Annotated in this window: 10 protein-coding genes and 1 pseudogene; 4 read left to right on the forward strand and 7 right to left on the reverse strand. The window is 67.9% G+C overall.

Annotated features, from left to right (window positions below; genetic code table 11):
- The 3 genes and pseudogenes from AC1DYI_RS16165 to AC1DYI_RS16175 form a co-directional block, all read left to right on the forward strand.
- Positions 1–710: pseudogene (locus AC1DYI_RS16165) on the forward strand (hypothetical protein); the annotation flags it as partial.
- A 71-nt stretch (positions 711–781) separates the two neighbouring features.
- Complete coding sequence (locus tag AC1DYI_RS16170; protein ID WP_477205153.1) at positions 782–1,423, forward strand: TetR/AcrR family transcriptional regulator; 642 nt, start codon at positions 782–784, stop codon at positions 1,421–1,423.
- A gap of 103 nt (positions 1,424–1,526) precedes the next feature.
- Positions 1,527–1,919: a VOC family protein gene (locus tag AC1DYI_RS16175; RefSeq protein ID WP_477205154.1), complete on the forward strand. Its 393-nt coding sequence runs from the start codon at positions 1,527–1,529 to the stop codon at positions 1,917–1,919.
- On the opposite strand, the gene AC1DYI_RS16180 is transcribed toward AC1DYI_RS16175, so the two are convergent.
- From AC1DYI_RS16180 to AC1DYI_RS16210, 7 genes are all read right to left on the reverse strand, one after another.
- Complete coding sequence (locus tag AC1DYI_RS16180) at positions 1,916–2,452, reverse strand: DUF4199 domain-containing protein (RefSeq protein ID WP_477205155.1); 537 nt, start codon at positions 2,450–2,452, stop codon at positions 1,916–1,918. The genes AC1DYI_RS16175 and AC1DYI_RS16180 overlap by 4 nt on opposite strands.
- A gap of 134 nt (positions 2,453–2,586) precedes the next feature.
- Complete coding sequence (locus AC1DYI_RS16185; protein ID WP_477205156.1) at positions 2,587–3,009, reverse strand: response regulator transcription factor; 423 nt, start codon at positions 3,007–3,009, stop codon at positions 2,587–2,589.
- Positions 3,010–3,075: 66 nt separating this feature from the next.
- Positions 3,076–4,428 (reverse strand): reverse transcriptase family protein, encoded by a 1,353-nt coding sequence (locus AC1DYI_RS16190; protein ID WP_477205157.1) that lies wholly within the window; start codon positions 4,426–4,428, stop codon positions 3,076–3,078.
- Positions 4,429–4,626: 198 nt separating this feature from the next.
- Positions 4,627–6,138, reverse strand: coding sequence for an SWIM zinc finger family protein (locus AC1DYI_RS16195; protein ID WP_477205158.1), 1,512 nt, complete (start codon positions 6,136–6,138; stop codon positions 4,627–4,629).
- On the reverse strand, positions 6,135–8,030 hold the full coding sequence (locus AC1DYI_RS16200) for a hypothetical protein (protein WP_477205159.1): 1,896 nt from the start codon (positions 8,028–8,030) through the stop codon (positions 6,135–6,137). The genes AC1DYI_RS16195 and AC1DYI_RS16200 overlap by 4 nt, the downstream gene beginning before the upstream one ends.
- Positions 8,031–8,119: 89 nt before the next feature.
- Positions 8,120–9,619 carry a peptide MFS transporter gene (locus AC1DYI_RS16205; protein WP_477205160.1) on the reverse strand — a complete coding sequence of 500 codons (1,500 nt, stop codon included), beginning with the start codon at positions 9,617–9,619 and terminating at the stop codon, positions 8,120–8,122.
- Positions 9,620–9,734: 115 nt separating this feature from the next.
- Positions 9,735–10,178 carry a MarR family winged helix-turn-helix transcriptional regulator gene (locus AC1DYI_RS16210; RefSeq protein ID WP_477205161.1) on the reverse strand — a complete coding sequence of 148 codons (444 nt, stop codon included), beginning with the start codon at positions 10,176–10,178 and terminating at the stop codon, positions 9,735–9,737.
- Positions 10,179–10,251: 73 nt separating this feature from the next.
- On the opposite strand from AC1DYI_RS16210, the gene AC1DYI_RS16215 reads away from it, so the two are divergent.
- Positions 10,252–11,424, forward strand: coding sequence for an FAD-dependent oxidoreductase (locus AC1DYI_RS16215; protein WP_477205162.1), 1,173 nt, complete (start codon positions 10,252–10,254; stop codon positions 11,422–11,424).
- Positions 11,425–11,639 lie beyond the last annotated feature (215 nt).

The raw sequence follows: 11,639 nt of genomic DNA on the forward strand, positions 1-11,639 counted from the left end.
TCTTTCGCGTGCTCGATCAACTGGAGCACGGCCGCGGCATGCGCCTGTTGACGTCGCGCGGCGAACTGCTGGAGGGCGCATCTGCGGGCGGGCGATTGCTGGCGGGCATGACCGCCCGGCAGATCCCGCTGCTGTTGCTGGGCTACTCGCGCGGCTCGATGGCCACCGGCTGGGCGATGACGAAGAACGTAGCCGGCAGCTGCAGCTACGACCTGCCGACTGTCACCTGCGCGCCGTCGAAGAGCTTCACCAACATCAAGGGGGCGATGCTCTACGCCTCGTTCGTCAGCGGCGCCGGCTACCTGCCCGAGGCACCGGACCTGGTCGACCGCAACCTCTTTCTCGGCGGCATGGCGGCCGACCACCACGTCGCTTTCTATCCGAACTCGGCCGCGCTGGCGGGCATGAGCCGGTGGCCCGCAGTGTTCTTTGCGAAAGGGCTGTGGGACAGGGCCGAGAGCCTGGAAGGAACCATCGCCGCCTACGACCTGGTGCATGGCTTGAAAGAGATCGTCGTTGTGCGCGGGCCGCACGCGATGGAGACCTGGCCCCAACAGGAGCAGGACCGTGTTCGCGACCGGATGGTGGCCTTTGCCGTGGCAGCGGTGCAGGGCCGCACAAGCCTGCCAGGTTCACCCACCTGGTCGAACATCAAGGAGCTGGTCGGCACCAGCCCCRACATGTGGGAGGCTTCGTCGCAASCGCGCTGACACGATCTGCGGACCGCACCGGTCAGTCCGTAAACTCGGGCGAACAGACCCCTGCCCTCCAACCCGCCCGCATGCCCCGTTCCACTCCACTGAAGCCGCGCAAGGCGCCGCAACAGCCGCGTTCGCAGCAGACAGTCGCGGCACTGCTCGAAGCCGCGGCGCAAGTGCTTGAAACGCGCGGCATGGCCGGCTTCAACACCAACGCAGTCGCGCTGCGCGCGGGTGTCAGCATCGGCTCGTTGTACCAGTACTTCCCTTCGAAAGAGTCGCTGACCTTGGCGCTGGTGCAGCGCGAAGGCGAACGCTTCACCGCCGAGGCGCAGACGGCTCTTGCGGAAGAAAGTGGAGCGGCGGCGCTTCGGGTGCTCATCGTCGCGGCCGTCGGGCAGCAACTGCGGCGACCGGAACTGGCGCGCCTGCTCGACATCGAGGAAGCCCGCCCGGAACTGCGCGCAGCGGTGAACAAAGGGGCTTTTCGCGCGTTGTTGTCCGAGGTGCTGGGCCGTCCGGACATGCCGCGCCAGCGCGACCACGACCTGGCAGTGAACGACGTGGGCGCGGTGATCCGCGGCATCGTCGATGGTGCCGGCGAACGCGGTGAGACCGACGAGGCGAGCCTGCAGCGGCGTGTCGAAGCCGCGGTCTTCGGTTATCTGTACGGGGCCGCCGTCAGCCCCGAAATCAGCCCCGAAAGCGAGTCAGGCACTCGGTGACCCCGCCGCTGCCCCTGTGGCAGCGCCCGGCCGGCCGATGCGAGTAGCCCGGACAGCGGCTGCTTTTTACGATGCCTTCCGTCAACCAACCACAAGGCATCACATGAACGACATCACCACCACGATGAAGCTCAACCACCTGAGCTTCCCCTCCAACGACATCGCCGCAACCACCCGTTTCTTCGTCGAGCACCTGGGTTGCGCCGCAACACAGTACCCCGGCATGAGCATGGTCCGGCGGCCGGGCTTCGACATCGTCATCGAACAGGCCAAGGGCTTCCAGGTCGATTGGCCGCACAACTTCCATGTCGGCTTCGAACTGCCGAGCGCGGAAGATGTGCGCACGGTGTACGACCGCCTCAAGGCCGACGGCGTCGAGATGCGAACCGAGGTCTTCAGCCACGACCGCGGCTCGCGTTTCTTCTGCGTCGCGCCCGGCGGACTGCCGTTCGAAATCAACACCCGGGCCGACGCGAAAGACTTCGTCCGCGGCTAACCCCGCCGCGCCGGCAGGAAGCGCGGGTTGCGCAGCAGCCCGGCTGAGACCAGCGACACCAGCACGCCGACCGGGAAGATTTCGATGAAGGTCATCGGCAGCCGGAACAGCGGGCTCGCGTACTGCACCTTGAAAGCGTCCATCTCGGCGCTCAACTTCGCCAGCGCCTCGGGGCTGGCGCCCTTCGCGCGCTGCTGCTGGATCATCGCCTTGGCGTAGTCGCTGGCGAAGTCCATGTGGGTCGCGGCCTGTGCCAGTTCCCAGCTCAGCACATAGAGCACTCCGGCCACGGCGCTGATGCCCAGGCCGAGGCCGAAGGCAGGCCAGAAGCGGATGACGCCGCCGCCGTCCGCGTCACGGTGGCGCTTGATGGCCACGAACACGGCGCTGAGCGCGATCAGCATCGTCAGGTAGCCCAGCACCATGCCGTACGACATCATCTGCTGGCCATTCATCGCCAGCACCATGACGGACATCGGAATGCCGGCGATCAGTCCGGCCACGGTGCCGTAGGTCAGGATCTTGCGGAGCATCGGAAACACCTCTCTCGAAAATGGATGAAGGCCCCATTGGCGGCCCGGCGGGGTGCCGAATCAATCGGAAGAAAGGGTGATTCGAGGGTGATGGACCCGTCACCCGCGGGTAATCCCTGGCAATTCGGCAGCCGTCAGGGCACGAGGCCCRACCCGCGGGCCTTGTTGATCGCGTCGGTGCGGCGTTCGGCATCCAGCTTCTCGAACAGCCGCGAGACATGCGTCTTCACCGTGTTGGGCGAAATGTTCAGCCGGTCCGCGATCTCCTTGTTCGAGCGGCCGGCGGCCAGCTCGTGCAGCACCTCCAGCTCCCGCGGGCTGATGCCGAGCGTGTCGCGCGCGTTGGGGTTGCCGTCAAAGGGCGCCGGCGGCGGCGCCCGGCCGATGACCCGGGCACCAATGACCACGCCGAGCACCAGAAAGGCCACGGCGATAAGAAAAAGGTAGAACTCGCCCGGATACGCGCGCGCCAGGCGCTGGTACTCCAGCCACTGCAAGGCCAGCGTGCCGGCCGCCAGCAAGGCGCCGTAGCCGAGCACGCGCTTCCACATCGACATCCGGCGGTCTCCTGGTCTTGAACGCCCGGCCGGGCACTCCGCCGAAATCTTAGGGCTTGGCCGCCGTCAGGGCGCGGGGGGCGACGCCGGCGGCTCGCTCGGCACGCCGCGCGCCAGCTGCTCGGCCTGCGCCGGGTTCAGCATGCGCACGAAGGCCAGCTTGCCGCGCAGCTTGTGCCAGAGCGAAGCATCGGCCGTACCGCTGGTGCGGGCGCGGTGCAACTCGGCCCGTAGMCGGCGGCGCTGATCGCGAGACCAGCCTGGTGTGGCGTTCACCGTCACACCGGCGATGCGCTGGGCGCTGGCCTGCGTCATCAGCCTGGTCTTTTCGCGGTTCAGGCGGAAGCCTTCGCCGCGCACGATCGACTCGGCCTGCTTGATCAACCGGCGCGCCGCCTCGACGTCGTCGCCCGAGAAAGCCAGGTCGTCGGCGTAGCGGGTGTAGACGAAACCATGCGCACGCGCCAGGCCGGCCAGCCGCCGGTCCAGCCGCAGCGCCAACGCGTTGGCCAGGCCCGGGCTGGTCGGCGCGCCTTGCACCGCATGGCGCGAGCCGATCGGCACATGGAAACATTCGCCGTCCACCGTCACCGGTTGGCGCTCACTCTCGGTCATCAAGGCCGCCAGCCCCGCGGCCACCGGGTAGGCGTAGCCGAGCGCAATGAGCAGCCCGCGCACGCGGCCCACATGCAGGCTGGGGAAGAAGTCCTGAATGTCGAGTTTCAGCACCACCGGTTTGCCGGCGTGTGGCGCAGCGTTGGTCGCGATCGAGCGGCCGGGCCGAAAACCGTGCGCCGCGTCGGACACCGGCAGCTTCGCGACCAGCAGCGTGTTGAGCTTGCGCTGCAGCGCCTTCAGCTCGGTCTTGGGCGCCATGATCACGCGCTCACGGCCGTTGCGCTTGGGGATCGCAAAGCTCAGGTAATGAACGACGCGCTCGCGCTGGCGGTGGATCGCGTAGTGGCGCAGCTTCTTTTCGGTGATGCCCAGCGCGGCGGCCACGTCGGCCTCGCTGCGCCAGACCGGCAGKCCATAACGTTCGAGCTGCTCGGTGTCGATGGCCAGGTCGCGCGAGTGGCGGTCGCGGGTGCGCAGCGTGGCGGTGAACAGGCGCTTGGCCTCGTCCATCGACATCACTTTCGGCGCCTTCGGCTCGTCCCAGCCGCGCTTGCGCTTGGGCAACAGCCGTGGGTCGCGCCACGCCCGGCGAAGGTGCTTGTCCTTCAGCGGGCCGCCGGACAGGTCGATCCGCTCGGTCAGTGCACCGGTGGCGTCATCGTCGTCGTCCCGCGCCAGGCGCGAGATGTCGCGCGGCGGCGGGCGGTGGCGGTCGAGGGCACGCTGCACATAGCGAAACACGCGCCAGCCGACGTACAACAGGGCGACGAGGATCAGCAGCCGCATGGCAAGACACGGCATGCGGCCGTCGTGAAGAGAAAGGTGCCCAGGGGGTGCGTTACCTGCAAGGCTCTGGACTCACGGCCTCCCCACGTTTCGTACGTGGGGACCGTGGCGAAGTGATGGGGGTATGAAGCTACCGCGGCGAAACACCGCAGCATCGTCGCTAGCTGCAACCCCTCTGGGCGGGGCGAACTATCGCCAAGGCGGGAGGTGGTGTCAAGCGCCACGCCGCTCTCCTTCGCTGGCGCGAAACAGCGCCACCATGTGCTCGCACGGCCCCTTGTTCAGCAGGTGCTCACGGAACCAGCTGCAGCCGCAACTGCCGAACACGATGCGGTCTTCGTCGTTGACGACCAGCTCGGTGGTCTGGTCGCCGCACTGGCCGGTGATGCGCCACTGGCGGTAGACCGTCTTGTGCTCGACCTTCTCTCCAGTGCGCGGGTCGCGGAACTGGCGCAGCTTCTCTTGCTCTTCGGCCTGCGCCGCGGTCACGCGCACGCCGCCCGGCGTGGCCAGCAACGCAGCGGCGGCTTCCTTGCGTGGGTCCGGCGGGAACATCGCCGCCGTGTCGATCGGCGGCGAGAACAGCTCGCGGTGACGCCAGTCGCGCGACTCGACATCGAACATCACACGCCCGGCGCGGTTCAAGGCTGCCAAGGCGTTGGCGGTGTCGACCAGCGACAGGCCGCTGGCGCCTGCCAGGGCCTCGGTGCTCGCATGGAACAGCGGTGTCAGTGCGGCCAGCACGCGCGTTTGCGCTTCCTCGCCGCTGCGCTCGCTATCGGTCAGCAGATCGAGCCCACTGTCGCCACCAAAGCCACCGCCGGCGCCAACGCCTGTCAGGCCGAGCAGAAAGGTCATGCCGGGCAGCCGCACCGCATAGAAGCTCGGCAGCGCACGGCCCTTGAGGTACACGTCGACATGCTCGGCAAACGGCAGCAAGGGCTCGATCAGGTTCAGCTTGCGCCGGCCCCAGGTGCGGATCGTGCGTTGCTCGGGGTAGCCATGCGTGGCACCCACCAGCGGCACGCGGTGGTCCCACGGCTCGATGACAAGCTCGGCATCGCGATCAGGCTGGAACTCGTAGCGCAACGCACGTGGGCTGACCTTGGCCTTGTGGTGCTTCAGAAAGCGGATCGCCGCCAGCAGATCGACCGGCCGCAACCGCAGCCGCGTGCCCGGCATCGCCATCGCGGCCTGCACCTGCAGGAAGCCGCGCACCCAGCGGTCGGGCAGTTCGACCTTCTGCTCGAAGCGGCCGCCGGCCGATTCGGTGCGCATCTCGAAGCCTTCGGCACCGACACGGAAGTGTGTCTCGCGCGAGGTGCGCATCTCGCTCAACGCGCCCCACAGCCAGGCGGTGAAGTCGATGTTGGTGGTGCCGCAGTGCACCTCGCCCTCGGTCTCGAACACCGAGCGGTCGACCCGCAGCGATGCGTAAGCTCCAAGGTCTTGTGTGAACGCTTCGAACCAGACCCGGTCGGGGTGGACCGTGATCACCGGGTCGAGCACACGCGACAGCATCTCGCTGCCGCTGGCCCAGTTGTCTTCGCTCCAGATCGCTTCGCCGAGCGCCCGCAGCGCGACGCGCAGCACGAATCCATGTTCGACCACACGGCCATGGAACGAAACCGGCCGCAGCGCATTGGCGGCCATCGACAAGTCGGCGCGGTCACGCGTCGAGACGAAAGCGCTGGGCGATGCGTAGGTGACGGCCTGAAAGCTCATGCGGCCCTCCGGTACACGACACGCGCTTCGCCTGCCTCGGCCAGCGCCGGGTGGCGCGCCAGGATGTGCGCGACGAGGTCGAGCAGCCCTTCTTTCGGGTAGCCCTCGTCGGGCAACGCAAAGGCCTCGCGGGCGCGGGCCAGCACGCGGCGAGCACCCTCTTCGCCATGGGCTGCGTTCTTCAACGCGCCGAAGGCCTGGGCTCGGGTTTCGCGGTGCAGTGGGCGCAGCAGCGTGCCGATCAGGATGTCGAGGTTGTCCTTGGCCAGCTGGCGCGCACGCTCGTCGCGCTGACCGAGCACACGGTAGGCGAGCCGCTGGACATGGATCTCGGAGCCTTCGACCAGATCGCGCACCGCTGCACCGTCAGGGTCGGCCAGGTAGTCGCCCATCGAGCGTTCGAACAGCAGCCGCGCCAGCCGGTTGTTGCGGATCAGGCCCGCGTAGTCACGCACGGCATAGGCTGGGATGCGCGTCAGGATGGCGGCCGCGCGGCGCGCGAACAAACCGGGCTCGAGCTTCAGCGCCACCAGCAGGTCGGCCACGCGCTCAGCCGGGGCCAATTGCTTGGCGTCGGGCTTGCCCCACATGCCGCGCGTGACGTAGCGGCTCGCCAGGTGGTCGGCCAGGTCTTCGTCGCCAGCGGCCCAGGCGCGCTCGAACAACGCCAGGTAGTCCTCGGCCCAGGCCGGTGTCACATGCGCCTTGAACTGGGTGCGCGCCAGATGCGGGTAGCGCTCGTAGAGCTTCAGCGCCAGCGCCGGCTCCAACTGCTGCACCGACGCAAGGCCCCAGCCGAGGAAATTCCATTCGCGCGAGACGCCGGAAAACAGCGCCAGGCGGCGCAGGCGCTCGGTCTCGGCCAGCGCCTTGTCGTCGAGCGTCTCTTGCAGGCCGTCGTTGTAGGCCTTGCCGCGTGCGCACTTGACCAGCACCGCGATGCGGAAGTCGACCCAGCCGCGGGCCTTGGCCAGCTTGGCCAGCGCCAACGCGCTGTCGCCGATCGATGTCCACGACCAGACCTGGTTCAGGTGCTTTTGCACGTAGGGCAGCAGGTCGGCGCCGCGCGCTTCGAGCAGGGCCACGTAGACCGGCCCGAGGTCGGACCACAGGCCCTCGGGGTGGCGTTCGTCCAGCGCGGCGATCAGCTCGGCCTGCGGCTGCTGGCCGCGAGCCAGTGCCAGGGCCTCGTCACGCCAACGATCCAGCGGCACTTGGCGGCGGTAGAGCGAGAAGGCGAAGGCGTGGTCGCCTTGCGACTCGGCCAGCCGCATCAGCCGGGTCCAGCGCTTGTCGGCGTTGTCGCGCCACGCGCGGTGCGGCAGGTGCTTGAGGACGAACGGGACGCTGAGCGTGCGATCGGCCTCGTACAGGCGCAGCGCGGTGGCTTCGTCCAGCTCGGCGCGGGAGCCCAGGTCGAGCTTGTCGAGCACGCGCCCCCGGCGCGCCGGCGTGTCGGCGGCGGCAAAGCGGCTGGCCAGGTCGGCACACCATTTCTCGGTGTCGATGCCCCAGCCGCTGCGGTGGCGCCACTTCCAGGCGTAGAGGCGGCGAAACAGCGGCACGTCGTCAGCGCGATCGACCTCGTCGAACCACGGGTCCAGCGCCTGCGCCTGCACGCCCTTCCAGGCGATGGGCTCCGGCTGCACGAAACGGCCGTTGTCGACCAGCGCCGTGTCGCTGAAGTGGTTCAGGATGAACGAGCGGAACGCAGCGCKGTTGCGTGCATACAGCTTCGGGCCCCAGTACCAGCACATGCCGCCGAACGCACGGTTCGTGGCCACGCCTTCGAGCCGCTGCGTCAGCTCGGCGTCCTTGGCGATGTTCGCCAAATGCCAGTCAATGGTCTGTTTGAGCTGCCGCGCGTCGGCGCTGTCGAGAAACGAAGGCAAGCGGATCCCTCCCGGCGGGCGAGGATAGCGGCTCGCGCGGGACCCGGCAATGCGGGGCGCCACCCGCGCCGCTGGTCCTGCGCGTTAGCTCAACGCGGCGCGACGGCCGGCACCAGCTCGTCGACCGCCGGCGTGTCCTTGTCCTTGATCAGCCGGCGCAGGAATGGGATCAGCACGATCAGCACCACGCCGACCGCGAGGCTGCCGAGCCCCAGCTTCATGAACTGGTCGGCATAGGCCGGATTCGTCGCCGCCGCCGTGCTGCCGCTGGGCTCGGGCAGCATGCCCGAGAAATCGCCCGAGTAGACCGAGGCCAGGCCGGTCACCAGCATCCACGCGCCCATCATCACGCCCTGGTACTGGCGCGGTGCGAGCTTGCCGATCATCGCGTAGCCCACCGGCGAGATCAGCAGCTCGCCGAGCGACTGCAGCACATAGCTCCAGAACAGCCAGCCGAAGGCCACCATGCCGCGGCTGTCAGCGTTTGCAATGCCGGCTGGCAGCATCACGAAGGCCAGCCCCATCAGCAACAGCGACACCGAGAACTGCTGCGGCACGTCGATCCGCCAGCCGCGCGCGCGAAGGCGCACGAACAGCACCGACATCAGCGGGCCGCCGATCACGATCACCATCGTGTTGATGTTCTGGATCCACTGCGGCGCGACCTCGATGCCCCAGACGATGCGGTCGACGTTGTTGTCGGCAAAGGTCTGCAGGCCGTTCGGCGCCATCTGGTAGAGCGTCCAGAACACCAGCGAGCCGATCGACAGGATCAGGTAGGCCCACATGTTGTTGCGCTCGGTGCGGTTGGCGTGGCGCAGCGTCAGCCAGAGCAGCACCAGCGTGATGCCCGCGCTGATCCATTTCACCAGGCTGCCGGTCGAATCCGGCCGCTGCAGCATGTACCAGACGATCGGCACCAGGCCGACGAGGATGGCCAGGCCGGCCAGGAACCGCAGGCGAAATTGCTTCGGCGTCACTTGCAGCAGCGGCGTGCTCAGGTCGGCCAGCGACTTCCAGTTGAACAGCGCCAACACGATCGCCACCACGTTGCCCAGCGTCGCGAAGATGAACAGCTGGCTGTAGCTTTCAGTCAGCTGGTAGTGGCCGGCCGCGCTAAAGCCGATGAAGAAACCAACGTTCATGCCGGCGTAGTTCCAGAGGAACGCGCCTTCGCGCCGCATGTCGTCCGGCGCAAAGCGCTGCGTCAGCATCATGTTCAGGCAGGTCACGTTCAGGCCGCTGCCGGTCAGGAACAGCGCCAGGCCCCAGTACAGCGACTGCACCGTGCCGCTGGAAATGCAGGCGCAGCCGATCACCTGCAGCACCATGCCGCCGATGAACAGGTTGCGGTTGCTCAGGAAGCGGCCGCCGAGGTAGCCGCCGAACAGATGCAGCCCGTAGTTGAAGGCGCCGAACACGCCCATGATGGCGGCTGCGTCCTTGGTCGAGAAGTGCAGGTGCTTGCTGGCATAGAGCACCAGCGTCGAATACAGCACCGCAAAGCCCAGCGTCGAAAACATCTGGACGAAGAACAGCGCACCTGAACCTTCAGGAATTTGCGCCAGGCGGCTCTTGAGTGTGGACATGGGTCTCTCCGTCGGGTGCGGATGCGGCTGCGGGGCACCCCAAAGTGGCGCGGATCATAGCCACCGGGCGACGTACGCCGGCGCCGCACCGCCTAGGGTCAACCCTGTGGTCGAGCTACTCCTTGCTGTCGACGGCGTCCAGATTGGCCAGCACGCGCGCCAGCAAGGCCCCGAGTTGGTCGCGCTCCTTGGCGCTGAGGCCCGCCAGAGCCTTTTCGCTGGTCGCCTCCATCACCGCCCGGCCCTTGGGCAGTTGCCGTGCGGCRCTGTCGGTCAGCGTGATCAGGCGGCTGCGACCGTCGGCCGGGTCGGGCGTGCGCTGCACGAGACCGTCGCGCTCCATCCGGCTGAGCAACTGCGCCATGCTGGGCTGCTCGACACGGGCGATGCGGGCCAGCTCAGCCTGTGGCAAGGCGCCGTGCTGCTTCAAGGACACGAGCACCGGCACTTGGCCCGTCGCGATGCCCAGCTCGCGCAGCGGGGCGTCGACGAGGCGTGAAAAAGTCCGGTTGACCAGCCCGACGAGCTTCAGCGGATTGGCGGGGACGGTCGTGGCCATCGAAGCCTCTTGAATTTGGATAGGCGGCTATGTTAATGTATATAGGCACCTATGTTTTAGACACGATCTCGCCATGACCACCAAGCTTCGAATCGCCATCGTCGGCGCCGGCCCTGGCGGCCTGACGCTCGCCCGCCTGCTGCATCTGCAGGGCCAGACCGTCACGCTGTTCGAGCGCGATGCCAGCCCCACTGCCCGCGCGCAAGGCGGCACGCTGGATCTGCATGAAGACTCCGGCCTGCTTGCGCTCGATCAGGCTGGCCTGATGCCGCTGTTTCGCACCATCGCCCGCTACGAAGACCAGGGTACGCGGCTCGTGGACCACCACGGCCACGTGCTGTTCGAAGACGCCGATGCCGCCGACGGCAACCGGCCCGAGGTCGACCGCACCGCCCTGCGCGACCTGTTGCTCGCTGCGCTGCCCGAAGGCTGCGTGCGCTGGGGCAGCGCGCTGCAGACTGCCCTGCCCCGCGATGACGGCCGTTGGGACCTGCTGTTCGACCACGGGGTCGAGGGCCCGTTCGATCTGGTCGTCGGCGCGGACGGCACCTGGTCGCGCCTGCGGCCACTGCTGTCACGCTACCAGCCGCACTACAGCGGCCTGAGCTTCGTCGAATTCGGCATCGACGAGGTCGACCACTGCCACCCGGCACTCGCCGACCTGGTGGGCCGCGGCAAGCTGTGCGTCGAGGCCGATGGCAAGGCACTGATCGTGCAGCGCAACGGGCACTCGCACTTGCGCGGCTACGCCATCTTCCGCGTGCCRCCGGGCTGGATCGCCGAGCGCTTCGACTTCGCCTCGCCCGCCGCCGTGCGCGCCCGGCTGGTCGACGAGTACCAGGGCTTCGCCGAAACGATCCGCGACCTCTTGCGCGCCAGCAACGATCAATTCGCCGAGCGCCCGATCCACGCGCTGCCGATCGGCCACCATTGGCCAAACCGCCGCGGGTTGACGCTGCTGGGTGACGCCGCCCACGTGATGTCGCCGTTCGGCGGCGAAGGCGTCAACAACGCCATGCGCGACGCGCTCGAACTGGCCGGGCACCTGGCGTCGCAACCCGACTGGGCGCAAGCCGTGGCCACGTACGAAGCCGAGATGTTCGACCGCGTGGCCGAATCCGCCGGCTACGCCTTCGAGGCGGCCGCCACGCTGCTGTCGCACGACGGCCAGGCACTGACGCTGGAGACCTACCGCGGGCACCAGGCGATGCGCTCGGCGATGCAGGCGCAGGCGAGCGTTGCCTAGGCCGTTGATGCCGTCGGCGGCCACAATGCGGTCGTCTCGATTCCGACCGGCTGGCTGCCGGCTTCATCCATGCAAGAACTCGTGTACTCCGCCCTGCTGGACGCCTTGGAGGAGATGCCCCGATTTCTGCGCTATTCGCTTGAGGGCCTGTCTCGCGAAGCTCTGCTGCGCGTGCCCGAGAACGACCGCTCCCACCTGCTCGAACACCTCTGGCA

The sequence above is a fragment of the Ideonella sp. P3_A4 genome (assembly GCF_056403075.1).

What these genes read in the sequence shown, in the direction of transcription:
- AC1DYI_RS16170 (WP_477205153.1), top strand. Translation starts at nt 782, where the DNA reads ATGCCCCGTTCCACTCCACTGAAGCCGCGCAAGGCGCCGCAACAGCCG.
- AC1DYI_RS16175 (WP_477205154.1), top strand. Translation starts at nt 1,527, where the DNA reads ATGAACGACATCACCACCACGATGAAGCTCAACCACCTGAGCTTCCCC.
- AC1DYI_RS16180 (WP_477205155.1), bottom strand. Translation starts at nt 2,452, where the DNA reads ATGCTCCGCAAGATCCTGACCTACGGCACCGTGGCCGGACTGATCGCC.
- AC1DYI_RS16195 (WP_477205158.1), bottom strand. Translation starts at nt 6,138, where the DNA reads ATGAGCTTTCAGGCCGTCACCTACGCATCGCCCAGCGCTTTCGTCTCG.
- AC1DYI_RS16205 (WP_477205160.1), bottom strand. Translation starts at nt 9,619, where the DNA reads ATGTCCACACTCAAGAGCCGCCTGGCGCAAATTCCTGAAGGTTCAGGT.